Origin of the sequence: Streptomyces sp. NPDC057963 (assembly GCF_042887155.1) — a bacterium.
In the GTDB taxonomy this organism is placed as follows: Bacteria; Actinomycetota; Actinomycetes; order Streptomycetales; family Streptomycetaceae; genus Streptomyces.
On record NZ_JBHVPX010000001.1, the window covers coordinates 611,030 to 635,272 of the forward strand.

General features: G+C 72.0%; 17 protein-coding genes. 13 read left to right on the forward strand and 4 right to left on the reverse strand.

The features are described 5' to 3' along the window. Positions 1 to 111 precede the first annotated feature (111 nt). The 3 genes from ACFVT1_RS02880 (at position 112) to ACFVT1_RS02890 (ending at position 2,743) form a co-directional block, all read left to right on the forward strand. Positions 112 to 1,491, forward strand: coding sequence for a sensor histidine kinase (locus ACFVT1_RS02880; protein WP_389791914.1), 1,380 nt, complete (start codon positions 112 to 114; stop codon positions 1,489 to 1,491). Beyond that, positions 1,488 to 2,117, forward strand: coding sequence for a response regulator (locus ACFVT1_RS02885; protein ID WP_389791916.1), 630 nt, complete (start codon positions 1,488 to 1,490; stop codon positions 2,115 to 2,117). The genes ACFVT1_RS02880 and ACFVT1_RS02885 overlap by 4 nt, the downstream gene beginning before the upstream one ends. A gap of 128 nt (positions 2,118 to 2,245) precedes the next feature. Beyond that, a complete protein-coding gene (locus tag ACFVT1_RS02890) occupies positions 2,246 to 2,743 on the forward strand; it encodes a hypothetical protein (protein WP_362195068.1) in 498 nt (165 codons plus the stop codon). Positions 2,744 to 2,809: 66 nt separating this feature from the next. Here the strand turns inward: ACFVT1_RS02890 and ACFVT1_RS02895 are convergent, their stop codons facing one another. After that, positions 2,810 to 3,487: a pentapeptide repeat-containing protein gene (locus ACFVT1_RS02895; RefSeq protein WP_389791918.1), complete on the reverse strand. Its 678-nt coding sequence runs from the start codon at positions 3,485 to 3,487 to the stop codon at positions 2,810 to 2,812. Between the two features lie 73 nt (positions 3,488 to 3,560). Next, positions 3,561 to 4,037, reverse strand: a complete 477-nt coding sequence (locus tag ACFVT1_RS02900) for a GNAT family N-acetyltransferase (protein ID WP_389791920.1) — start codon at positions 4,035 to 4,037, stop codon at positions 3,561 to 3,563. A gap of 150 nt (positions 4,038 to 4,187) precedes the next feature. On the opposite strand from ACFVT1_RS02900, the gene ACFVT1_RS02905 reads away from it, so the two are divergent. Both ACFVT1_RS02905 and ACFVT1_RS02910 read left to right on the forward strand, forming a co-directional pair. Then, positions 4,188 to 4,868, forward strand: coding sequence for a rhomboid-like protein (locus ACFVT1_RS02905; protein WP_389791922.1), 681 nt, complete (start codon positions 4,188 to 4,190; stop codon positions 4,866 to 4,868). Between the two features lie 61 nt (positions 4,869 to 4,929). Beyond that, positions 4,930 to 6,330, forward strand: coding sequence for an NAD(P)/FAD-dependent oxidoreductase (locus ACFVT1_RS02910; protein ID WP_389791924.1), 1,401 nt, complete (start codon positions 4,930 to 4,932; stop codon positions 6,328 to 6,330). Between the two features lie 84 nt (positions 6,331 to 6,414). Here ACFVT1_RS02910 and ACFVT1_RS02915 read toward each other — a convergent pair whose 3' ends face one another. Then, on the reverse strand, positions 6,415 to 7,323 hold the full coding sequence (locus ACFVT1_RS02915) for an aminoglycoside phosphotransferase family protein (RefSeq protein ID WP_389791926.1): 909 nt from the start codon (positions 7,321 to 7,323) through the stop codon (positions 6,415 to 6,417). Between the two features lie 379 nt (positions 7,324 to 7,702). Here ACFVT1_RS02915 and ACFVT1_RS02920 point away from each other — a divergent pair, with 379 nt between their 5' ends. Together ACFVT1_RS02920 and ACFVT1_RS02925 are read left to right on the forward strand one after the other, a co-directional pair. Next, positions 7,703 to 11,005, forward strand: a complete 3,303-nt coding sequence (locus ACFVT1_RS02920; protein WP_389791928.1) for a right-handed parallel beta-helix repeat-containing protein — start codon at positions 7,703 to 7,705, stop codon at positions 11,003 to 11,005. 74 nt (positions 11,006 to 11,079) lie between these two features. Then, a complete protein-coding gene (locus tag ACFVT1_RS02925; RefSeq protein WP_389791930.1) occupies positions 11,080 to 12,270 on the forward strand; it encodes a S8 family serine peptidase in 1,191 nt (396 codons plus the stop codon). 88 nt (positions 12,271 to 12,358) lie between these two features. On the opposite strand, the gene eccCa is transcribed toward ACFVT1_RS02925, so the two are convergent. After that, positions 12,359 to 16,333 carry a type VII secretion protein EccCa gene (gene eccCa, locus ACFVT1_RS02930; RefSeq protein WP_389791931.1) on the reverse strand — a complete coding sequence of 1,325 codons (3,975 nt, stop codon included), beginning with the start codon at positions 16,331 to 16,333 and terminating at the stop codon, positions 12,359 to 12,361. A 201-nt stretch (positions 16,334 to 16,534) separates the two neighbouring features. On the opposite strand from eccCa, the gene eccD reads away from it, so the two are divergent. The 6 genes from eccD (at position 16,535) to ACFVT1_RS02960 (ending at position 24,106) form a co-directional block, all read left to right on the forward strand. Beyond that, a complete protein-coding gene (gene eccD, locus ACFVT1_RS02935; RefSeq protein ID WP_389791933.1) occupies positions 16,535 to 17,941 on the forward strand; it encodes a type VII secretion integral membrane protein EccD in 1,407 nt (468 codons plus the stop codon). Positions 17,942 to 17,953: 12 nt separating this feature from the next. Further along, positions 17,954 to 19,435: a type VII secretion protein EccB gene (eccB, locus tag ACFVT1_RS02940; RefSeq protein WP_389791935.1), complete on the forward strand. Its 1,482-nt coding sequence runs from the start codon at positions 17,954 to 17,956 to the stop codon at positions 19,433 to 19,435. A 198-nt stretch (positions 19,436 to 19,633) separates the two neighbouring features. Next, on the forward strand, positions 19,634 to 19,993 hold the full coding sequence (locus ACFVT1_RS02945) for a WXG100 family type VII secretion target (RefSeq protein ID WP_389791937.1): 360 nt from the start codon (positions 19,634 to 19,636) through the stop codon (positions 19,991 to 19,993). A 177-nt stretch (positions 19,994 to 20,170) separates the two neighbouring features. Then, a complete protein-coding gene (locus ACFVT1_RS02950; RefSeq protein ID WP_362195029.1) occupies positions 20,171 to 20,497 on the forward strand; it encodes a WXG100 family type VII secretion target in 327 nt (108 codons plus the stop codon). A gap of 135 nt (positions 20,498 to 20,632) precedes the next feature. After that, positions 20,633 to 21,130 (forward strand): type VII secretion system-associated protein, encoded by a 498-nt coding sequence (locus tag ACFVT1_RS02955; RefSeq protein WP_389791939.1) that lies wholly within the window; start codon positions 20,633 to 20,635, stop codon positions 21,128 to 21,130. A gap of 45 nt (positions 21,131 to 21,175) precedes the next feature. After that, positions 21,176 to 24,106 carry an AAWKG family protein gene (locus tag ACFVT1_RS02960; RefSeq protein WP_389791941.1) on the forward strand — a complete coding sequence of 977 codons (2,931 nt, stop codon included), beginning with the start codon at positions 21,176 to 21,178 and terminating at the stop codon, positions 24,104 to 24,106. The last annotated feature ends 137 nt before the right edge of the window (positions 24,107 to 24,243 follow it).

Genomic DNA, 24,243 nt, shown 5'->3' on the forward strand with positions numbered 1-24,243 from the left:
CCGGCTCGACGCCACGTGCGGGACGGCCGACGGCCCCATCGGCCGATCGGTTGATGCGCGGGGGGCCGTCCGGGGTGACCATGGAGGTATCCGTGCAGGTCAGGAGCGTCGATGACGGTGAGGAGCGAGGGGTACGAGGTGGAGCACCGAACCCGGTCGGCACGCGGCGCCGCCCCAGGGCCGACCGGCACCTCCGGCGCACACGGACACGGGGGCAGGGGCGGGTACGGGTACGGCGAGGGCGGGTACGGCGACGGCTCCGGGGACGGCGACCCGGATGCGCGCCGGCTCACGCTCCTGATGCACGCCGCGTTCTTCCTGCTGCTCGGCGCCTCGCTCGCCCGCTTCCTGCTGCGGCACCCCGGCGAGGCCCGCACCCCGTGGGTCATCGCGCTGTCGGTCGCCCTGGCCGTGCTGTACGTGCTCGGGCCCGTGCTCGGTTCGCGTCCGACGCCGCGCAATGTGGTGTGGCTGGGGGTGCTGGTCGCCGTATGGATGGTGCTGGTCGTCCTCGCGCCGAGCTTCGCGTGGTGCGCGGTCCCGCTCTTCTACACCGGGCTGCGGATCCTTCCGCCCCGCGCGGCGCTCGCGCTCGTCGCCCTGCTCACCGTGTTCGTCGTCGCCGCGCAACTGCGGCTGGCCCACGGTTTCGACCCGAACCTGGTGCTGGCCCCGCCCGCGGTGGCGGCCGTCGCGACAGCGGTCTTCGTCCACATGCAACGGCAGGCCGCGCGCCAGCGCGCGCTGTCCGAGCGGCAGGGCGAACTGATCGGCGACCTGCTGCGCACCCGCCGCGAACTGGCCGCCACCGAACGCCGCGAGGGAACCCTCGCCGAGCGCCAGCGGCTCTCGATGGAGATCCACGACACCCTCGCGCAGGGCCTGTCCAGCCAGCAGATGCTGCTCCAGGCCGCCGACCGCACCTGGGACGCCGACCCGGCGACCGCCCGCCGCCATGTCCGTACGGCAACCGGCATCGCGGAACGCAATCTCGCCGAGGCCCGCCGCTTCGTCCACGACCTGGCCCCGGCCGATCTCGCCGAGGGCGGCGGCCTGGAGGCGGCCCTGCACGCGCTGGCCGCCCGCGAGACGGCCCAGGCGCAGGGACGGCTCACCGTCCGCTGCCACGTGGAGGGAGAGCGGCACACCGCGCTGCCCGACCGTGTGCAGTCCGCCCTGCTGCGCATCGCACAGGGGGCGCTGGCCAATGTGAGGGAACACGCGCACGCGACGGAGGCCGCGCTGACGCTGACCCATCTCGACGACCGGATCGTCCTGGACATCGCCGACAACGGGCGGGGCTTCACCCCGGCCGGGCGCACCGGGGCCACCGGCGGCGTGCGCGGCCACGGACTGCCCGCGATGCGCGCCAGGCTGCACCAGCTCGGCGGCACGCTGACGATCGAGTCGGCACCGGGCGAGGGCACGGTCCTGTCCGCCGCCGTCCCCCTCACCCCTGCCCCTGCCCCTGCCCCGGAGGACCCCGCGTGAACGCGACGCCGCCCGTACGCATCCTGCTCTGCGACGACCACGCCGTCGTACGCGCCGGGCTGCTCGCCCTCCTCGGCAGCGAACCCGACATCGAGGTCGCCGGGGAGGCCGGCAGCGGCGAGGAGGCCGTCGCCCTGGCCGCCCGGCTCGCCCCGGACGTCGTGCTGATGGACCTCCAGCTCGGCGAGGGCATCGACGGCGTCGAGGCCACCCGCCGCATCTCCGCCACCGGCGTCCACGTGCTGGTCCTCACCACGTACGACACGGACGCCGACATCACCCGCGCCATCGAGGCGGGCGCCACCGGGTACCTGCTGAAGGCCGAGCGCCCGGAGGAACTGTTCGCCGCGATCCGCGCGGCCTCGCAGGGCCGCACGACGCTCTCCCCTCCCGTGGCCAGCCGCGTCATGGCCCACATGCGCAGGCCCCGGCCCACCCTGACCGACCGCGAACGCGACATCCTGGCCCAGCTCTCCCAGGGCCTGGGCAACCGGGACATCGCCCGCGCGCTGTTCATCAGCGAGGCCACGGTCAAGACGCACCTGGGCCGCATCTACGACAAACTCGGCGTCGACACCCGCGCGGGCGCCGTCGCCGTGGCGAAGGAGCAGCGGCTGCTGCCGTAGACCGCGCCGCCCCGCCCGCCCCACGGCGGTCCGGCGCCCGCAACGCGTCCGGCGCCCGCAGCACGCCCGGGGCCCTTCGGCCGGACGCCCCGGCACCGGTGCGCCTGCGGGCGTGACACCATCGAACCGTGCTCGACATCGGCTACTCCCTCTCCCGACGCTTCCCCGACCCCCCGCAGACCGACTACCGCCGCGCGGACGTCCACGCCCTGCGGCACGACCTGTTCTCCGGGGACGTCTACCTCGCGGACACCAAGGCGGACCGCGAGGTGTCCACAGCCTGGGGATGGGTGCCGGTGCTCGACTTCGCGTGGGCGCTGTGCGACATCGTCGAGCAGATCGACCAGGACCCGCGTGGCAACCGCTCGCACCGGCAGCAGTTCGCCGAGCTGGACTTCACCGAGTCCTCCGACCGGATGCTCTTCGAGCGCCGCTTCGGCTGGGTCGACGTCGAGGCCGACTGGATGCCCGGCGACGAGCCCCCGCTCACCTTCAGCCACGCGCTGCTGCGCCGCGAGGCCCGCGACTTCCTGCACGATCTGATCGCCGACCTCGCGGACATGCACGAAGGTCTCGCCGACAACCCCGTGATCTGGGACCTCCAGGCCCGCTTCCCCCGTATCTGACCCCGCCCCCCGGCCCGGACGGGAAGCCCTACGCCTCCACCCGCCCCCCGGTCCGGACGGGAAGCCCTACGCCTCCACCCGCACCCCGATCTGCGCCGCGAACGCCGGAGCCAGCTCCATCAGCTGCGCCGGGCTGATCACCGCGCCCGCCAGCCGCTCCACCCCGCGCGCGATGTCCAGCTCCGCGACCGTCCGCAGGTCCACCGACTCCATCCGCACGGAACTGAAGTCGGCCCGCTTCAGCACACAGTCGCGGAACTCCACCCGCACCAGCTGCGCATCCCCGAAATCGGGCTCGGACAGCACACAGCCCTCGAACACCACGTCCTTCAGCCGCGCCTTGCGCAGATTCAGGTAGTCGATCTTCCCGCCGCGCACCACCACCCGTTCCAGCACCGCACCGTGCAGCTGCACCCCTCCCAGCCGTGCGTCCACCACCTCCACGTCGCGCAGCGACGCCCCCGCGAGATCGGTGCCGACCCCCCGCACGCCCGTCAGCACGGAGTCGATGAAGCGGGCTCTGACCAGCTCCGTACGGTCCAGGGCGCAGCCGTCCAGCGCGCAGTCCATGAAGCGGGCCCCCGGACCCGACTCGTCCGCGAGGTCCGTCCCCTCGAAACGCACACTGTCGTAGTCCCCGTCGGGCTCCAGTCCCGCCCCGTCGTACGGAACGAGCGGCGGCAGCCGCACCTCCGGCCGCCGTGCCGCTGTGACGGTGTCCTTCTTCCCGCTGCTGCGTGCCATGCCCCCATCGTGAACCACCCCACTGACAACGCCCCCACCGGCCGCGCCGCCGTCGGCCGGTCCCGGCGGGGGCTCACTCGCCGCCGAGCTCCGCCAGCGCCCCGTCCGTCAGCCGGTACACCGTCCACTCGTCCTGCGGCCGTGCGCCCAGCGACTCGTAGAACGCGATGGACGGGGTGTTCCAGTTCAGCACCGACCACTCCAGACGCCCGTAGCCGCGCTCCACACAGATCCGCGCCAGCTCCCTCAGCAGCGCCTTCCCGTGCCCGCCGCCACGCCGCTCCGGGCGTACGTACAGGTCCTCCAGGTAGATGCCGTGCACCCCGCGCCAGGTGGAGAAGTTCAGGAACCACAGCGCGAAGCCGACCACCTCGCCGTCCTCGTCCGACTCGGCGATGTGCGCGTACGCGGCGGGCCGTTCACCGAAGAGCGCCTCGCGCAACTGCTCCTCGGTGGCCTGCACCTCGTGCAGGGCCTTCTCGTAGTCGGCCAGCTCACGGACCATGGCGTGGATGACGGAAACGTCGTCAGGGGTAGCGGTACGAATCATGAGGGCAGCGTAAGCACGGGCGTCGACACCGCCGACCCCGCCCCGGCAGGCGCCGGGCGGTCCCGCCCCGCCGTACCCGGACCGGGTCTCGATCGGCCCGGCCGGAATGTCGATCACGCCGACGATCGCGGGGCCGTGCGTCAATCGGTTATGACTCCGAGCAGCCCCGCCCCGCCCACCCGGCGCCGCACCGCGGCCGGTTCGTGGATCCGCAGCGCCGGCTCATGGATCCGCAGCGCACCGGGCACGTACACCTGGCTGACCGCGCTCTTCGTCACCACCGTCATCGTCCGCCAGATGTCACCGGGCTTCGAAGAGCACTTCCTGCTCCAGCGCTCGACCAACATCCACGAACTCTCCCGGGACCCCCTACGCGTACTGATCGCCAGCGCCTTCTGGATCGACAGCGGCCGATGGGTCCCCTACGCCGTCCTCTACACCGTCTTCCACGCCACCGCCGAGCGCTGGCTCGGCACCCTGCGCTGGTTCGCCGTCGCCATCGCCGCCCATGTCCTCGCCACCCTCGTCAGCGAAGGCGTCCTGGCCTGGGCCATCCGGCACGGACACGTACCGCAGTCCGCCGCCAACACGCTCGACGTCGGGGTCAGTTACGCGCTCGCGGGGGTCGTCGCCGTCCTCACGTACCGTGTCCCGCAGCCCTGGCGGTACGTGTACCTCTTCGCCGTCGCCGTCTTCTACGGCATCCCGCTCCTCACCGGCCGCACCTTCACCGACCTCGGCCACTTCGCCTCCGTACTCATCGGCCTGGCCTGCTATCCACTGACCCGGGCCCGGTCCCGGACGCAGACGAAAACCCCTCCGGCGCAGTAACGTCCCGCCCCATGGAGAGCGGCCGCAACCAGGGCTTCGCACCGGACAGAGCAGGGGCAGCATGAGCACCGTCAGCATCGCCAACGGCGGCATATCGTTCTGGTACGCGGACCAGGGCACCCCCGTCCCCCGGGAGCCCCTGCCCGGCGACACCACCGCCGACGTCTGCATCGTCGGCGGCGGATACACCGGACTGTGGACCGCCTACTACCTCAAGAAGGCCGTCCCCTTCCTCAACATCACCGTCCTCGAAGCCAAGTTCTGCGGATACGGCGCCTCCGGGCGCAACGGCGGCTGGCTCTACAACGGCATCGCGGGCCGCGACCGCTACGCGAAACTCCACGGAAACGAGGCCGCCGTCCGCCTCCAGCAGGCGATGAACGACACCGTCGACGAAGTCGTCCGCGTGGCCGCCGAGGAAGGCATCGACGCCGACATCCACCGGGGCGGCGTCCTCGAAGTCGCCTACACCCCCGCCCAGCTGGCCCGGCTCAAGGACTTCCACTCCGTGGAGATCGCCTTCGGCGAGAAGGACCGCGTCCTGCGCGGCGCCCGCGAGACCGGCGAGCGCATCAATGTCACCGGAGCCGTCGGCTCCAGCTGGACCCCGCACGGCGCCCGCCTGCACCCGGTCAAACTCGTCAAGGGCCTCGCCGCCGCCGTCGAGGCGCTCGGCGTCACCGTCCACGAGTCGACGCCCGTCACCGAGATCAGGCCCAAGCACGCCCACACCCCGTACGGCACCGTCCGCGCCCCGTACATCCTGCGCTGCACCGAGGGCTTCACCGCGAACCTCAAGGGCCAGAAGCGCACCTGGCTCCCCATGAACTCCTCGATGATCGCGACCGAACCGCTTCCCCGGTCCGTCTGGGACACCATCGGCTGGGACGGCCGCGAAACCCTCGGCGACATGGCCCACGCCTACATGTACGCCCAGCGCACCGCCGACGACCGCATCGCGCTCGGCGGCCGCGGCGTCCCGTACCGCTACGGGTCGGCCACCGACAACGACGGACGCACCCGCCCCGCCACCGTCGAGGCACTCCGCGACATCCTCGTCCGCCTCTTCCCCACCACCGCGGGAGCCCGCATCGACCACGCCTGGTCCGGTGTCCTCGGCGTCCCCCGCGACTGGTGCGCCACCGTCACCCTCGACCGCTCCACCGGCCTCGGCTGGGCCGGCGGCTACGTCGGCTCCGGCGTCGCCACCACCAACCTCGCCGCCCGCACCCTGCGCGACCTGATCCAGCAGGACTCCGGCCAGTCCGGCCCCACCGAACTGACCGCCCTCCCCTGGGTGGGCCACCGCGTCCGCCGCTGGGAGCCGGAACCCTTCCGCTGGCTCGGCGTCCACGGCATGTACGCCGCCTACCGCGCCGCCGACCGCCGCGAACTCACCTCTCCCCGCCCCGGCACGGACCCCCTCGCGCAAGCCGCGGACCGGCTGGCGGGACGGCACTGAGCAGACGGACGGGCACCCGGCACCGGGTGGTGGCGGCTGCCCGTGCGGCGAACGGCGCTCCGGGAACGGCGTCCTGAGTGCACGTCACCTGCCGGACCGGTGGTCGGCCAGGACCTCCGCGATCACGTGCCGCGAGCGGGCGGCGAGCGGCGGATTCGTGTGCCGGTAGTAGGGCAGCTGGATCAACGCGACGGAGAGTGCCCAGCCGCGGCCCCGCTGCCAGGTCGCGGCGTCGACCGACAGCGCGTCCCGGAAACCTTCCCGGTGCTCGGCGGAGAAGATCTCCCACGCGGGGATCAGGTCGCAGGCGGGGTCACCGACGCCCAGGCCCCCGAAGTCGATGACCGCGCTCAGCCTGTCCTGCTGGAACAGCAGGTTTCCCGAGGACAGATCGCCGTGGATCCAGACGGCCGCCCCGCTCAGGGCCGGGGCCCGGAGCGCCGCCTCCCAGGCCGCGGTCACCTCGTCGGTGCCGACGTCCGCCGCCGACTCCGCGATCGCCCCGCGGGTGGCGGCGTCGCGGGCGGCCAACGGCACACCGCGGAAGAAGTTGTGCCCGCCCGGGGGCGGCCCGCCGTCGGTGCCGATCGCGTGCAGGGCGGTGACGAACCCGGCCAGGTCCACGGCGGTGCGGCCCGGATCGGCGATGCGCTCCGCGTTCGCGCCCTTGAGCCAGGGATACACCGACCAGTTCCAGGGATAGCCCTCACCGGGCGTCCCCTTCCCGAGCGGCTCGGGAACGGGCAGCGGCAGCAGCGGCGCGAGCCTCGGCAGCCACCGCTGCTCCTTGGCGACCTGATCGGCCGCTCCCGGGATCCGGGGCAGCCGTACCGCCATGTCCTCGCCGAGCCGGTACATGGCGTTGTCCGTCCCCGAGGAGGCGACCGGGGCGAGCGGGAGATCCGCCCACTGCGGAAACTGCGCGCCGACCAGCCTCCGCACGAGCGGGACATCGATCTCCGCCTCGTCGGCGTGCATCTTCCCAGCGGCCACGGACACTCCATTCGTCGGCCCGGCGGGCCCGTTGACGTCGGGGCCACCGTTCCGGAAGATCCGGCCCGCCACAAACGAATAACCGCCCGGCGGGCGGCCGCGGCCCGTCCGCCCGGAGCGCCGGTCGGCCCGAGGGCGTCGATCGCGGCCGGCCACGGCCGGCCGGCCGCCGTCCACTCCGCCCCCCACGGCCCCGCACCGACGCGCCGCGAGCCTGACCAGTCGCTTCCCGTTCGCCTTGCTGCTCCGGATTCCTTGACGACGGCGGTGGCGGGCCGTCCGCCCCGACAGGCATGATGGGCACATCAGTTCCACACGCCCCGGGTGCAAGCGGACGCTGTACAGCGGAACGACGCCGGGGCGCCCGGGAGGTCACAACGTGTCACGCCAGCTGCTCACCGTCGCGCAGGACGGGACGGGCGACTGCCGCACCATCTCCGAGGCTCTCCGCATGGCCCGTACCGGAGCCGTGATCAGTATCGCCCCCGGGCGCTACGAGGAAACCCTCACGCTCGCCACCTCCCTGACGCTGACCAGCACGGAGGGCCGCGGCACCGTGGAGCTGGCCCCCCGCCGGGGCTCGGCACTGACCCTGGCCTGCGACTCGGCCATGGTGAACTCCCTCGTGCTGCGGGGCCACGACGAGGAGTTGCCGGTGGTGGACGTCCCGCGCGGGCAGCTCCTGCTCGACCGGTGCGATGTGTACGGCGCCTCCTGGGCGGCGCTGTTCGCCCGCGGCGCCGGCTCGCTGGCGGTCCGCCAGTGCCGGATCGAGAACCCCAAGGGCGCCGGGGTGGTGTCCACTTCGGCAATGGAGAGCCTCCTGGAGGAGTGCGTCGTCGAGCACCTGGGCACCTCCGCCGTGGTCGCCGGCGAGCAGGGCAGGGTCTCGGTGCGCGCGGGCAGGCTCCGCGACGCGCGCGGCAACGGCGTCCTCGCCAACGGCCGCGCCCAGGTGCTGGTGGAGGAGTGCGAGATCTCCGCCGCCGACAAGCCCGGGATCGCAGCCGAGGAGGAGAGCACCGTCACCGTGACACGGTCCGCCGTGACGGACTCGGTGGTGGGCGTGTTCATGAGCACCACCGGGGCGACCGTCCTGGAGGACGTGACCGTACGGAACACCACCGGGCACGGATACGTGGTCAGCGCCGGTTCCTCGCCCACCCTGCGCCGCTGCCGCACGGACCGGACCGCGGGGCACGGGCTGCTGGTGACGGAGCGCAGCCGCGGAGTGTTCGAGGAGTGCGTGTTCGTCGCCGCCCGGGACTCCGCGATCCGGGTCACCGACTTCTCGTCCCCGGTGCTCACCGGGGCCGTGGTCCGTGAACCGGAGGGGACCGGGGTCCTGCTGGAGGAGAACTCCGCCGCGGAGATCGACCGGCTGGAGGTGGTCGGCAGCGGCGGCAGCGGGATAGTCATCCGCGCGAGCGCCAACCCGCTGCTGCGGCGCACCACCGTGACACGCTCCGCGCAGCACGGGGTGGAGGTCCTGGGGGACGGCCGCGGCCGGCTGGAGGACTGCCTGATCGAGGAGTGCGAGGGCGCGGGGCTGCATGTGTCCGGGCACGGCAACCTGTACGTCGGACAGGCCAGGCTGCGGACCGCTAAGGGCGCCGGTGTGCAGGTGGGCGCCCTCGGCGCGGTGACCCTGCGCGACACCGAGGTGAGTGACTGCCTCGCCGTGGGGATCCGGGTCGATGAGCAGGCCGAACTGACGGCGGCCCGGTCCCGGGTGCGGGACGCGGGCGAGCACGGGGTGCTGATCGCGGCGGGCGCGAGGGCGTCTCTCAACTCCTGCGAGGTGACCGGATCGGCCGCCGACGGCGTCCGGGTGGAGGGTTCGGATCCGGTCTCGGTGATCGGCTGTACCCTGCGGGACAACCGGGGCAGCGGACTGCGCCAGTCCGTGCCCGGCGACCGGCTCGCGGTGGAGCAGCTGACGAGCGCCGACAACGGCGCTCCGGACGCCTGGGGCAGCGCCGCCGACGCGGTGGCGGCCGGCGACGGCCGGCTGCCCGGCGGGGCGGCCGTCGTGAGCGCCGAGGTGGACGCGGAGAGCGGCGCGGTGGCGGAGCTGCGGTCCCTGATCGGCCTCGACGACGTCAAGGACCAGGTACTGACGCTGATCAACCTGAACCGGATGGCACAGCGCCGGGCCGGTCTCGGCATGCCGGCGCCGCCGATGAGCCGCCATCTGATCTTCGCGGGCCCCCCGGGCACGGGCAAGACCACGGTGGCCCGCCTCTACGGTTCGATCCTCGCCTCGCTCGGGGTGCTGCGCTCGGGCCATCTGGTGGAGGTGTCACGGGCCGACCTCGTCGCGCAGATCGTCGGCGGGACGGCGATCAAGACGACGGAGACCTTCAACAAGGCGCTCGGCGGCGTGCTGTTCATCGACGAGGCGTACACGCTCCTGTCGGACTCCGCCGGTTCGGGGGCGGACTTCGGCCGGGAGGCGATCGACACCCTGGTGAAGCTGATGGAGGACCACCGCGAGGACGTCGTGGTGGTGGCGGCCGGCTACCCGAAGGAGATGACGGACTTCCTCGCCTCCAACCCGGGCCTGGCCTCGCGGTTCACCCGCAGCGTCGAGTTCGCCGACTACACGTCGGAGGAACTGGTCACCATCGTGGAGCGGATGTGCTCCGCCCACCGCTACGAGCTGGACCCGGAGGCCCGTTCGGCGCTGCACACGCACTTCGAGCGGATGCCCCGCGACGCCGGCTTCGGCAACGGGCGCACCGCCCGGAAGGTCTTCGAGGAGACAGTGGACCGGCAGGCGTCCCGGCTCGCCGCGCGCGGCGATGTCGGGGAGCGCGATCTGACCCTGCTGACCACCGAGGACGTGGGGCTCCCGCCCGCCGCCGCCGCGGACGACCAGGACCCGCTGCTGCGGCTGGACGCGCTGACCGGTCTGGGCGCGGTCAAGCGCGAGGTGAGCGACCTCGTCAACCTGCTGGCGACGGCGCGGCGCCGGGCCGCGGCGGGGCTGCCGGCGCCCCGGATCAGCAACCACCTCGTCTTCGCCGGCCCGCCCGGTACCGGAAAGACCACGGTGGCGCGCCTGTACGGCGAGCTGCTGGCCTCTCTGGGCGTGCTCCCGCGCGGTCAGCTGGTGGAGGTGGCCCGCGCGGACCTGGTGGGCCGGTACGTCGGGCACACGGCGCAGTTGACCAAGGAGGTCTTCCAACGCGCCCTCGGCGGTGTCCTCTTCGTCGACGAGGCGTACACGCTGACCCCCGGGTCCGCCGGTTCCTCCTCCGACTTCGGTCAGGAGGCGGTGGACACGCTGCTGAAGCTGATGGAGGACCACCGCGACGAGGTGGTGGTGATCGTGGCCGGCTACACGGAGGAGATGGACCGCTTCCTCAACTCCAATCCGGGCCTGGCCTCACGGTTCACCCGGCACATCGAGTTCCCGGACTACTCCTCGGACGAGCTGGTCACCATCGTGCGCCGGCAAGCGGTGGACAACGGCTACGAGTGCGCCCCGGGGGCGGCCTCGGCGCTGCGGACGTACTTCGACGCGATCCCGCGCGGCCGTACCTTCGGCAACGCCCGTCTGGCGCGCCAGACGCTGGAGAGCATGATGACCCGGCAGGCGCGCCGGCTCAGTGCCGTGGCCGCGCCGAGCCTGGACGATCTGCGGCTGCTGCTCCCCGAGGACCTCCAGGGGCGCTGAACCGGCCGGCCCGGCCCGTACCCGATCGAGAAGAGCTCCCGCCCCCGCCGGGCGGCCCGAACCGAGGATGCCCCATGCGTCGCCGTACCCGTCTGCTGCTGTGTGTCACCGCCGTCGCGGCACTGGCCGGACCGGCCCCCCTCGCGGTGGCGGGAGTCGCGGAGGACGGCGGCACCGCGCTGCCGGGCATACCGGACCGGCTTTCCCAGGACCAGGGCTGCACGACCGTGAAGGGCAAGAACACGGCGGCGGCCCCGTGGACCCGGGGCGCCCTGGGGCTGGACCAGGTCTGGCATCTGTCGCGGGGACGCGGGGTGACGGTGGCGGTCGTCGGGACCGGGGTGAGTGACGACCCGGCCGTGCTCGCGGGCCGGGTGCGGGTACGGGGCTCGGCCGGCAAGGACTGCGTGGGCCGGGGCACCTTCCAGGCGGGTCTGGTCGCCGGGGCGGCGTTGCCCGGCCAGGGCTTCTCCGGGGTGGCGCCCGAGGCGCGGATCCTGGCCGTGCGCGGCACCGGTGAGCGGGGCGAGCCGGACACGGACCGGCTGGCGGCCGGAGTGCGGGAGGCGGCCGAGGCCGGTGCGGACGTCATCACGGTGGCCTCCCCCCTGGACGGCTCCGACAAGCGGGTGCGCGAGGCGATGGCCGCGGCCCGCGCGAAGGACGCCCTGGTGATCGTGCCGGCGGCGGCGGACAGCGTGCCGCCGGGGGTCTCCGAGGCACCCCCGGCCCCGGTGGCCCCGGCCCAGGCGCTGGCGGTGCTCGACACCGGGCCGCAGGGGACGAGGCCGGAGTCCGCACCGCCCTTCCGGCACGCCGACCTGACCGCCCCGGGCGGTGCCCTGGTGGGCCCCGGCCCGGTGGGCGACGGCAAGTGGACCGCCTCGGGTTCCTCCTTGGCCGCGGCGATCACCGCGGGCACCGCGGCGCTGGTGCGCTCCTACCACCCCGGGCTGAGCGCCGCCGAGGTGCGCGAGCGGCTGCTGGCGGGTGCGTATCCGGGGGATCTGCCCGCGCTCGACCCGTACGGGGCGGTCTCCGGGGCCGCCGGTGGCAAGGCTCCGGAGACCGTCGCGCACGCGGACCCGGTCCGTCTGCCGGGGCAGCCGCAGACGGCGGGCGCCCGGTCCACCGCCTTCCTGGTGACGGCCGCCGCGGCGGGGACGGTCCTGCTGGTGGCCTTCCTCGCCGTGGTCCTGCCACGCGGCCGCGGCCGCCGTTGGCAGCCGGGCCGGCTGGACTCCGAGGGCCGGCCGCTCGGCTGACCGCGCGACGGCCTCCGGAGACGGAGACGGAGGAGACGGAGACGGCGGAGACGGCGGAGGCCCGCGAGGGCTCCCGCCGTCTCCGGGCTCACTCCTCCTCGGCGGTCTCCTCCCCGGGCTCGGGCAGGGCGAGGTGGACCAGCCGGGTCTTGCGGCGGACGACGCTCTGGGCCCGGCCGGGCGGCAGGATGCGCGGTTTGACGTTGTCGAGGAGGTAGCCCTCCGACGGCGGGCAGGACATCAGCAGGGCGGACGAGTTGACCTCGTTCATCTTGCGGACGAGGGGGTCCGGCCGGCCCGCGCCGGTGGAGGCACGGGCGACGATCATGTGCAGGCCGATCTCGAAGCCGAGCGGCAGATGGTTGAGCAGCGGTTCGAAGGGACCGTCGAAGGGCGAGCCGACCATCTCGTAGTCGTCGACGACGACGAAGAGGCGCGGCCCGTTCCACCAGTCGGCACGGCGCATCCGGGCCGGGGAGATGTCCTCCCCGGGAAGCCGCTCGGTCATCGCGCGGGCCACACCGTCGACGTACTCGCGCAGCGGGTCCGCGGAGACGGCGTGCCCGAGCCGGTACTCCTCGGGGATGGCCTCGATCAGTTCCCGGCGGTAGTCGACCACCAGGAAGTTCGCCCGGTCGGGGCCGTGGGTCGCCATGATCCGCTGGGCCAGCAGCTTGAGCGCACTGGTCTTGCCGCTCTCGGTGTCACCGACCAGGTAGAGGTGCGGGCTCTGGCCGAAGTCGTGCCAGACGGGCGCGAGTTCCACCTCGTCGATGCCGATCGCCACGCGCAGCGGCCGGTCGGAGGCGGGAAGCGCGGCGGCGGGCAGGTGGGTGGGGAGCATCCGCACCGCAGGTGCCGGCGGTGCGTCCCAGCTCTCCGCGACGGCCTCGACGAGGTCGGCGAGCGCCTCCGGGAGGTCCTCCGCCTGCTCCTGGCCGTCGATCCGGGGCAGGGCCGCGAGGAAGTGCATCTTGTCGGGGCTCAGGCCCCGGCCGGGCGACGTGGGGATGGTGCCGGCCTTGCGGATGTCGATGGCGGAGTCCATGGGGTCGCCCATGCGCAGTTCGAGCCGGGTGCCGATCTGGTCGCGCAGGGCGGCGGAGAGCTCCACCCAGCGCGAGGTGGCGATCACGAGGTGGACACCGTAGTTCAGGCCGCGGGAGGCCAGTTCACCGAAGACGCCGAGGTCGTCCATGAGGTCGTTGCGCACCGTGGACCAGCCGTCCACGACGAGGAAGACGTCCCCGAACGGCTGGTCGGCGAATTCGCCCGCCGCGCGCCGCTTGCGGTAGGAGGGCATCGAGTCGATGCCCTCCTCCTGGAAGAACAGCTCGCGCCGGTTCAGCAACGAGGTGACCTCCGCGAGGGTGCGAGATATCCGCTCCCGGTCCAGCCGCCCGGCGACGCCGCCGACGTGCGGAAGGCCCCCGAGCGGGGCCAGGGCGCCACCGCCGAAGTCCAGGCAGTAGAACTGCACTTCGCGGGGGGAGTGGGTGAGGGCGAGGGAGCAGATCAACGTACGCAGCAGGGTGCTCTTGCCACTCTGCGGTCCGCCCGCGACGGCGACGTGGCCGCCGGCTCCGGAGAGGTCGACGGTGAGCAGATCCCGCACCTGCTCGAAGGGGCGGTCCACGAGGCCGACCGGAACGCGGAGCCGCCCGCGGTCCACCGAACCGGCGGCGGTGAGCCCGAAGTCGGGGTCCGGAGTCAGCGGCGGGAGCAGGGCGTCGAGGCTCGGCGGGGTGTCCAGCGGGGGCAGCCACACCTGGTGGGCGGGCGGTCCGCTGTCCCGCAGCCGGTCCAGGGCGAGGCCGAGCAGGCTCTCCTCGGTCTCCGGTTCGGTCTCCGGCTCCGGGTCGGGGGCGGCCGGCAGGGTGTGGGGCACCACCCACTCGGTCCCCCAGGGGACCACCTGCCGGGCGATCTGCTCCCGGCGGGCACCCCGGCGGGGCGCCTTGTACGTACCGGACACATAGGCGGCGCGGAAGCGGGTCAGCGCCTCGACCCCGCTCTTGAGGTAGCCGCTGCCGGGCTGCGAGGGCAGGTGGTAGGCATCGGGGACGCCGAGGACGCCGCGGCTCTCGATGGCGGAGAAGGTGCGCAGACCGATGCGGTACGAGAGATGGCCCTCCAGCTGGTTCATCCGGCCCTCCTCCAGCCGCTGGGAGGCGAGCAGCAGGTGCACCCCCAGCGACCGGCCGAGCCGGCCGATCATGATGAACAGCTCCATGAAGTCGCGGTGCGCGGCGAGCAGTTCGCTGAACTCGTCGACGACGACGAACAGGCTGGGCAGCGGCGCGAGGGGTGTCCCGGCGGCGCGGGCCCGTTCGTACTCCAGGAGGGAGGCGTAGTTGCCGGCCTTGCGCAGCAGTTCCTGACGGCGGATCAGTTCACCGTGCAGGGCGTCCTGCATGCGGCCGACGAGGGCGACCTCGTCGGCGAGGTTGGTGATGACGGCGGACGTGTGCGGCAGCCTGTCCATGCCGAGGAAGGTGGCGCCGCCCTTGAAGTCGACGAGGACGAAGTTGAGCGTCTCGGAGGAGTGGGTGAGCGCCAGACCGAGGACGAGGGTGCGCAGCAGCTCGCTCTTGCCGGAGCCGGTGGCACCGATGAGCATGCCGTGCGGGCCCATGCCGCCCTGGGCGGACTCCTTGATGTCGAGTTCGACGGGCGTGCCGTCCTCGCCGACGGCGATGGGCACCCGCAGCCGTCCGCGCCCCTCCACGGGATGGCGCCAGAGCCGGGCGGGCTCGTGCCGCCGCAGGTCGGGAATGCCGAGCAGCGCCGTCAGTTCGGTGTCGGTCACGAAGGGCTCCGAGGCCGTGGCACCGCCGCCGAGCCGGTACGGGGAGAGCCGCGCGGCCAGGGCGCGGGCGGCGGCCGGTCCGAACCGGTCCGGCTGCCCCAGCAGAGTGGCCTGCTCTTTGCGCTCGCGATCGGTCCGGACGAGGGACAGCCCGTCCTGGTCGAGGCGCAGTCGCAGCGTGCCCCGGGCGGCCTTCCAGGCGAGGGCCCCGCTGAGGTCCACCAGCACGGTGTTGCGGTAGCCGGGCCCGGTCACCCGGTGCCCGGCGGGCACGGCCCCGCCGTCGACCACGACGACGGTGAACGGCTCGTCGCGCCCCGGCGGCGTCTCCGGGTCGAAGGGCGGCCGCTGGGTGAAGTCGGCGCCCAGCAGCTCCTCCAGGGCCTGGAAGTCCGCCGCGGCGAGCCGGGCCTGACCGGCACCGTCCCGCTGGTAGCCGTGCTGGGCGTGGGGCAGCCACTTGAGCCACTCCCATCCGGCGCGCCGCTCGTCGCTCACGCAGAGCGCGATGTTCAGCTCCTCCGGCGCGTGGAAGGTGACCAGTTGGGCGATCAGGGACCGCAGCAGGGCCCGGGACCGCTGCTCGCCCTCGCCCTCCTCCCGGATCACCACCCGCGACCAGGCCCGCAGATACAGGGCGATGGGCTGGTCGGGAACGGTGCCGTAGGCGCGGATGAAACTGCGCAGGGCGTGTGCGGCCAGCGGTTCGAGGTCCTCGACCGGCTTGGTGGCGAGGGGCGCCAGCCGCATGGCGAGCTTCTGGTCGCCGACCGCCACCCGCACCTCGGCGAAGTCGTCGTCGGAGGGCCGGCGCTCCCACTGCCGGCTGGTGCCGGTCAGCGCCCACAGTGCGGCGGGGGCCGGATGGCGCCAGGCCAGGGCCTTCTGCTGGGCGCCCACCGTGACACGGATCTTGCGGCGCATCTGCGTCAGATAGCGCAGGTAGTCGCGCCGCTCTCCCTTGAGTTTGCGTTTGCGTTCACCGGCGGTGCGGATCAGCTGCGCCAGGATCATGGCCACGGAGGAGAGCAGCATCAACCCGATGGCGATATAGCTGAAGGCGGTCGCCTGGCCGGGACGCAGGAACATCATGAGCATCGCCAGCGACGTGAGGCCCATCGGCAGGTACGTCCACATGGCGGAGGTGTTGGGTTCCGCCTCCGGCAGCGTCGGCGGCTCCTGAAGACCGAGTTCCCCGTCAGGCATGTCGGGACCCCGCCGACGGGCGGGCCGGCGGAACTGAACGGTGCTCACGCTGGGTGTCTCCTCGGGCTTGTCGCGTCCAGTCCTCGGCCGCGCGCGGGGTTCCGTCGGTGCGGGCCGCTCCCCGCCGGGCGCCGCGCGCGGGGGCAGGCCAAGGGGCCTGGGGGGCCTGGGACCTGGCGTGTTGACCAAGGTAATGTGCGCCTCCCCACTTCGGTACCCCGGCCCCTCGGAGAGGTGCGGCCACCCGCCATGACTGAAACTTCGGGCATATCGAGCCCCGGTCTGTGCCGACTCACAGTGAAGACCCCCAAGCGTCTGCTCGACCTCGCCGTGCCGGTCGACGTGCCGCTGGCCGACCTTCTGCCGACCCTGCTCGACCACGCCGGTGAGGAACTCGCGGAGCAGGGGATCGAACACGGTGGCTGGGTGCTGCAACGGCTCGGCGAGGAGCCGCTGGACGAGGAGAGCACCCCCGAGGTGCTGTCCCTGCGCGACGGGGAGACGCTCCACCTGCGGCCCCGCGTCGAGGCACTGCCCGCGATCCACTTCGACGACCTCGTCGACGGGGTCGCCAGCACCATGCGCGAACGCCCGCACGGCTGGGACAGCCGCACCGGCCGCTGGCTGCTGCGCACCTCGGCCGTGCTGCTGCTCGCCGCCGGCTGGGTGGTCTGCGCCCTGCCCGGCGGCGAGGGACCGACCCGGGCCGCTGTCGCCGGCGTCGCGGGACTGCTGGTCCTCTTCGGCGCCGCCGCGGCCTCCCGCGCGGTCGGGGACTCGGCCGCCGGAGCCGCCCTCGGGGTCTTCGTACCGCCCTACCTGGCCCTGGCCGGCGCCCTGCTGCCGGTCGGCGAGGCGGACGGCGGCGGGCAGTTGACCGGCGCCCGCCTGCTGGCCGCGTCCGCCGCCGCCGTGGGCGGTGCGGTCCTGGCCGTGGCCGCGGTGGCGGCCTTCGTCCCGCTGCTGCTGTCGGTGGCGGTGATCGCCCTGGCCGGGGCGGTGTGGGGGACGCTGATGATGACCCTGGACGTCGGCCTCGGGCATGCCGCGAGCGTGGTGGCCGTGCTCGCCGTCGCCGTCGGCGGCCTGGTCCCCGGACTCTCCTTCCGGCTGTCGGGACTGCGGCTGCCCGTCCTGCCCTCCAACGCCGAGGAGTTGCAGGAAGGCATCGACCCGCACCCGCACGGGCACGTCGTCGGCCGCACCGCGCTCGCCGAGGAGTGGATGACCGCCCTGTACGCGGCAGTCGGCCTGGTCTGCGCCGCCGTGCTCACCGCGCTGCTCCTGGACGACCCGGACACCCCGGCCCGGGTCACCGCCGGGGTTCTGTGCCTGCTCCTGCTGCTGCACTCCCGCGCCATCGGCAACGTCTGGCAGCGCCCGGCGGTCTTCCTGCCCGGCCTGTACGGGCTGGTCCTCGCGGCCCTCACCGAGGGGGCCGGACTCTCCCCCGAAGACCGTCCGGTCCTGCTCGCCGCCCTGTTCGCCCTCGCGGGCATCACGGCCATCACCTCCTGGACGGTGCCCGGCCGCCGGGTCCTGCCCCACTGGGGACGGGCCGGCGACATCCTGCACACCTGCGCGGCGGTGGCCCTGATCCCGCTGGCGCTGTGGGTATTCGGCGTCTACGGCGACCTGCGCGCCATTTCCGGCTGACGGGAGCACCGCATGCAGTCCAGGAAAGACCAGGTACAGGCCCACATGTTCGTCATGGGCCGGCTCACCAGCGGCATGCTGCGCCACGATCCGGACGCCGCGGAGAGCCCCGTCGGCCGCACCAACCGCGGCCTGGCCTGGGGCATCGGGCTCGGCGCCGTGCTCGTCGTCGGCTTCCTGCTGTTCGGCCTCATCTCCCCGGCCGGCACCAAGACCTGGCGCACGGCCAACGCCCTGATCGTGCAGAAGGAGACCGGCACGCGCTACCTGTACCTCGACGGCCGGCTCCGCCCCGTACGCAACTACGCCTCGGCACGCCTCGTCTCGGAGAAGGAGCTGAGCACGGTCACCGTCTCCGCCGCCTCGCTGCGCGGCGAGGCGCACGGCACCCCCGTCGGCATCCCCGGCGCCCCGGACGCGCTGCCCGCCCCCGGTGACCTGGAGAAGGGTGCCTGGCAGGTCTGCGCCGACGAGCCGCAGCGCACCGGCCCGGACGGCGCCGACCGGAAGGCCCGCACCTCCCTGCGCCTCGGCTTCGCGACCGGCGGTGAATTCCCCGGGAAACAGGGGGGCGTGCTGGTCGAAGGCCCGGACGGCAGCAAGCACCTGCTGTGGGGCGACCACCGGCTGCGGATCGGCGGACACGGAGCCATGCAGGCGCTCGGCTACTCCGGCACCGTCCCCACCCCCGTCTCGGCCGCCTTCCTGGACAGCCTGCCCGCCGGCGCCGACCTGCTGGCCCCCGAAATCGACGGCCGCGGTACCGCGACGGGCAAGGTCGCCGGCGCGACGGCCCGGGTGGGCCAGGTCTTCGCGCTCTCCTCCCCCGGCACCGCAAAGCAGTACTTCCTGCTGGAGAAGGCCGGGCTGCGCCCGCTCACTCCGCTGGCGGCGGCCCTCGTGCTCGGCGACGACCGCACCGCGGGCCTGGCCTACCAGGGCAGGGCCCCGGAGCCGCTGGCCCTGACCGCCGACGAGCTGACCCGTCGCCAGTCCGGCGCCGGGAAGACCGCGACGGACCCGGCGGACTGGCCCGGCAGCGCCCCGTCCGTGCGGACCGTCGCCACCGGCTCGGCGCTCTGCTCCCAGATCCAGCCCGAGGGGACCGCCCCCCGGGTGCGTCTCGCCCTGGTGCCCGAGAACGGAGGCGTCCCGGAGCCGGCCGCCGGCCCCGAGATCGCGCGGGCCTGCCTGCCGGTGGACGGGATCGCGGTCCGCCCGGGAGGCGGCGCCCTGGTGCAGGCGCTCGGCGCTGGCGGCGGGGTACGCGGCACCACGACGTACCTGGTCACCGACGTCGGTGTGAAGTACCGGCTGCCGGACGCCACCGCGGTGGAGCGGCTGGGCCTGAAGGGCGGTCACGCCCAGGCCGTGCCGTCCAGGCTGTTGGACATGCTGCCCACGGGGCCGCGGCTGGATGTGGCCGCGGCGACGGGCAGTCAGGTGACGGCTGCGGCCGATGCGTTGACGGCGGCACAGTCGAACTGTGGGTGAATCCCCGCCGACTTGGCGGCATCTTCTCCCATGTCTTCGGCCCCACGTCCGGGTTCGAAGATCAGAAGAACCTCAAATGACTCACAGAACGTTGCATGGGTCACACAAGTCTCTTTAGCATCAGGCTTTATCTGGACGAGTGTTCGACTCCCCTCTCTCGTCAGTTCTCATCGCCGCGCGTCAGACAAGGACCCCACCATGGTGAATCCGCCGCCTTCCGGTAACACCCAGACTTCGGACCAGAGTGAGAACCAGCGCGGCTACAACGCCCTCTCGCAGGCCAAGGAGGGGGTGACGAGGGCCCAGAACGACGTGAAGACCGTGATGGACGGCCTCATCAGGGCCTACGGCGGCGCGGACGGCACGGCGTTCCAGAGCCTGCTCAACGAGTGGAGCGGCCAGGTGGACGTGATCACCCGGAGCATGGGCGAGATGATGCAGACGCTGACCGAGACCGGGCAGGCGCAGTCGCGCACCCAGGCCGAGATCAACGACTTCATCCAGGCGGCCAAGCGCTCCAGCATCTCCCAGGGCACCGAGAACAAGCTCAACCCCTGAGCCGGTTCCGCTTCCAGGGCCGGGGCCACTTCCAGGGCGGGGTCCGCTTCCTGAGCCGGTTCCGCTTCCAGGACGGGGTCCGCTTCCTGAGCCGGTTCCGCTTCCTTGGCTGGGTCCGCTTCCTGAGCCGGCCGCTTTCGTCACTTCTCCCATCCGTCTGACGTCCGAGGAGCTTTCATGCCCGACTTCTACGCCAACAAGACCGACGGTGTCATTCACGTCGAGTACCAGCACGTCGACCGCGCCGCAGAGGACATGCGGATGCAGACGAAGGCGATCCAGAACACCGTCACCGCGCTCAACGAGGAACTGGCCGGCCTCCGCGGAGCCTGGCAGGGCGCCGACGCCTCCGTGTACGGGCAGAAGCAGAACGAATGGAACCGGGCCTCGGAGGGTCTCGGCACCATTCTCCAGAGCCACAGCGCCCTGCTGAACCAGATCAGCGAGATCTACCGGAAGCACGAGAACCGCAGCGCCGACCAGTGGTCCAACGTGCGCATCTGACCCTGCCGCCGACAGCGCCACCGGCGACGACGACCGGTGGCGCCGGTACGTCACCCCGGGCCGCCGCCTTCGGCATGCCGGCCTGGGGCACCGGCTCCTCCCCACCGCTCCGCCCCGCCGTTCGAGAGAGAGACCATGGCCGAAGGTATCGATCTTTCCCATCTCGACGAGGACCATCTGGAAAAATTCAGAACAGATGGCGTCCACGGAATTGCCGCGTTCATCACGCAGCTGGGAACTCTGACGAGCACAGCGCCGCAGGCGGGTTCGAACATCACCATGATTCTGCTCTCCAGAGCACTGGAGAAGCCCTCGGACCCCTTCGCCTCCAATCCTCCGCAGTTCGGCAGGCTGGCCCTGAACGACGACAAGGAGGAGACACCGGTAAATGGCACGCCGTTCATCAAATACATGACTTCGTGTTCCACTTCACTCGCCGGGATCCTGGCCAAGCAGAAAACCCTTTTCGGCGAGATCGACGGCGAGCTGGTAAAAACCATCAAGGATCTGAAGGAAGCCCAGAACGAAAGCCTCGACGACATAACGGGGCAAGATTTCCTCGACGACTGGAACGACGTCAACCAGGTTTTCGCACCGCCGGCCACGACCACCCCGCCTCCGGCGACCGCCTGACCCCCTCGCCACCCGCCGCACTCCTCGGAAGGGCCCCCTCCTCCCATGGCAACACCCTCCTCGCCGCAGACCCGGTGGGAATACGTCGTCGGGCAGATCACGGGCTTCGCCGGCGGCAAGCGCGAGGACGTGGGCAAGGTGGGAAGCACGGGCGACCAGCCCGTCCCGGGAACCGGTTGGCTGAGAGCGAAGCCCGAAGTCCTTTCGCTGTCCACCTCCACCGACGGCGACACCAGCACCGTGGGGGAAAACGCCGAGAAGGGGCCCGAAAGGGTCATCAAGTTCTATGACATAACAAGCAAGACCCAGGGCATCAAAAAATATTGGAAAGTGACCCTGTCGGTACCGTGGAACGAAGGCGGGAACGACTTCAGCAACACCGGAAAGGCGAGTGCCTACGACTGGGGCTACGGCATGGCCCTCAAGAAGTTCATCGACGACTGCACCACCGCAGGACTCGATCTGGGCTACACCGGCGTACCCGCGGTGGAGAAGAAGGACAGCATACAACTGGCCACGATCACGGACACTGCCAAGTCGTTCGATGACGTGCGCACGTTCTTCCTTGACTACCAGAAAGAAATCGAGATCTGGCACAAGAGCCTGGGCGAGGAGGACGCGGCCTGGAAGGGATCGGCCGCGGACGTGTTTCGCACCCTGATCGACGGGCTCAATCTGGGATACAAGGACATCGGCGAGGATCTCAGTTCGAACCAGGGCTTGAGCAGTATCACTCTGGGAAATCTGAACGCAACCGCCGACTCGTCGGTCGGCAAAGAGATTCTCCGTTGCGTAAAAGCCATCCATGATGCCGCGGGCAAGCTCCATACGGCCTGGACCGAGTGGACGAGCTCAACCGCGGAGCACCCCACTTCCTTCATGCCGACCAATTATCTTGATAAATTGATCGACAAGGTCGCCGCCTACCTCAACGAGAACAACATCAAAAAGGTGTCGGTCTCCTCGAACGGCGTGATCATCAGTCAGCTCGACGGCTTTTCCATTTACTACGAACCGTTCGGTGACCTGACACAGAAGCCCGCGTGGGAGAAGCTCGCGCAGCAGGCCTACCTGGACTGGGTGGCGAACCTGGCGACGCTGGACACGGCCGCCACCGACCAGGCCATCGCGCTCAACAACGCCTTCGCGGACCTCGAAGCCGTCACCAGCAGCTTCGCCTTCAATCCCGGCTTCACCGACCTGAAGGCCAAGTACACCGAGAACCAGACGAAGCAGCAGCAGGAAGACCTGAAGAACGAGCAGAAGGACCTGGAGAACAAGAAGGACGAGCTGGAGAAGAAGCTCGGCGGCGACGGCGACCAAAAGCCGCCGCCGACACTCGGCCAGAACGACACCGACGGCGGCCTGGACGACAACAAGACGCCCCCGGGTCTGAACGACGGCAAGGCGCCCCCCGGCCTGGAGGACAAGACCCCGCCGCCCACCCTGGGGCTCAACGGCCCCGGCACGGGCACCGGCCCCAACGACGTCGTCCACAACCCGGACGGTTCCACCAGTGTGCGCAACCCCGACGGTTCGTACACCACGACCTTCCCGGACGGGCACCAGGAGAAGACGCCCCCTGGGGCGCCCCCGCCCCTGCTCGGGCCGAACGCGCCCGGCTTCGGCACCGGCACCGGCCCGAACACCCCCACCGCGCTCAAGACCACCAAGGGCCCGGACGGCAGCACCACCACGTACAACCAGGACGGCTCCCGCACCATCACGCACAAGGACGGGACCACCACCACCGTCGGCCGCGACGGCACGACGACCACGGTCAACCCGGACGGTTCCACCAGTGTGCTGCACAAGGACGGCAGCGAATCGGTCACCTACCCGGACGGCACCAAGACCACGATCCGCCCGGACGGCAGCACCGTCACGCAGTACAAGGACGGTTCCACCCAGAGCCGCGCGGCCGACGGCACGCTGACCACGACCGACGCCGACGGCCACAAGACCGTCTCCCATCCGCAGCCGGGCCAGACCATCCACAACCCGGACGGCTCGACCACGACCTTCAACAAGGACGGCTCGGCCACGACGGTGCACCCCAACGGCACCAGGACCACGGTGAGTTCCAACGGTTCCGTCACCACGATCGACCCGGACGGCACCAAGACGGTCTCGCACCTGGGCAAGAACACCTCGACCATCGAGTACGCCGACGGTTCGGTCGCCAAGGTGGACAAGGACGGCACGGTCGTCACCACGTACAAGGACGGCACGTCCACCAAGCTCGGGCCGGACGGCACCTACACCACCACCGACCCGGACGGGCACAAGAAGACCGAGCACCTGAACCCCCTCGGCGGGAACGCGGGCGCGGACACCAAGCACAACGCGGACGGCTCCACGACCACGAAGTATCCGGACGGCACGGTGGACCAGAAGTTCAAGGACGGCGGCCACAAGATCAGCTACCCGGACGGGCGGACGGTCACCACGGACGCCGACGGCCGCACGGTCTCGGTCACGGGCGGCCCGTCCGGTCTCGGCGGCAACAAGTCCGCCAACCATTTCGGCAACTACGACTACTACGACTACCCGGACGACTACAAGAAACTGAACACGTCCCTGACCGGCGGCGGTTACGGCGGCTACGGCTCGGGCGGTTCCTCCGCGCCGCCCCCGCTGTCCGCCAACCCCCTGGGACAGAGCCTCGCCCCGCCCGGCGGCGCGAGTGCCGGCGGCGCCCTCCCCGGAGAGCGCACCCGGATGTCCGCGGTCAACGAGTCGGCGGCCGCCCGCAGTCGCGCCGCCCAGCTCGCCGCCGAGGAGACGGCCGCGATGCGCCGCCCGGCGACCACCTCCGGCGGGACGCCGATGATGCCTCCGATGGGCGGCGGCATGGGCGGCGCCGGCGGCCAGGGCACCCAGAGCGACGAGCGCGAGCGCGCCACCTGGATCAGCGAGGACGAAGAGGTCTGGGGCACCGACGAGGGCGGGGTCGCCGGCGTGATCGGCCGGTGAGCCCGGTGTACGGGGGCACGGGTGCCGGGCACAGCCGACGGAGTCCGGTCTCCCGCCGGGCGTACGGGGGCACGGGTGCCGGGCACAGTCGGCGGGGTCCGGTCTCCCGCCGATGTCAGGATGCGCACGAACAAGGA

Bases quoted from the DNA above. Each gene is read 5' to 3' on its own strand.
- ACFVT1_RS02880 (WP_389791914.1), top strand. From the start codon at position 112: ATGACGGTGAGGAGCGAGGGGTACGAGGTGGAGCACCGAACCCGGTCG.
- ACFVT1_RS02895 (WP_389791918.1), bottom strand. From the start codon at position 3,487: ATGGCACGCAGCAGCGGGAAGAAGGACACCGTCACAGCGGCACGGCGG.
- ACFVT1_RS02900 (WP_389791920.1), bottom strand. From the start codon at position 4,037: ATGATTCGTACCGCTACCCCTGACGACGTTTCCGTCATCCACGCCATG.
- ACFVT1_RS02905 (WP_389791922.1), top strand. From the start codon at position 4,188: ATGACTCCGAGCAGCCCCGCCCCGCCCACCCGGCGCCGCACCGCGGCC.
- ACFVT1_RS02910 (WP_389791924.1), top strand. From the start codon at position 4,930: ATGAGCACCGTCAGCATCGCCAACGGCGGCATATCGTTCTGGTACGCG.
- ACFVT1_RS02925 (WP_389791930.1), top strand. From the start codon at position 11,080: ATGCGTCGCCGTACCCGTCTGCTGCTGTGTGTCACCGCCGTCGCGGCA.
- eccD (WP_389791933.1), top strand. From the start codon at position 16,535: ATGACTGAAACTTCGGGCATATCGAGCCCCGGTCTGTGCCGACTCACA.
- eccB (WP_389791935.1), top strand. From the start codon at position 17,954: ATGCAGTCCAGGAAAGACCAGGTACAGGCCCACATGTTCGTCATGGGC.
- ACFVT1_RS02945 (WP_389791937.1), top strand. From the start codon at position 19,634: ATGGTGAATCCGCCGCCTTCCGGTAACACCCAGACTTCGGACCAGAGT.
- ACFVT1_RS02950 (WP_362195029.1), top strand. From the start codon at position 20,171: ATGCCCGACTTCTACGCCAACAAGACCGACGGTGTCATTCACGTCGAG.
- ACFVT1_RS02955 (WP_389791939.1), top strand. From the start codon at position 20,633: ATGGCCGAAGGTATCGATCTTTCCCATCTCGACGAGGACCATCTGGAA.
- ACFVT1_RS02960 (WP_389791941.1), top strand. From the start codon at position 21,176: ATGGCAACACCCTCCTCGCCGCAGACCCGGTGGGAATACGTCGTCGGG.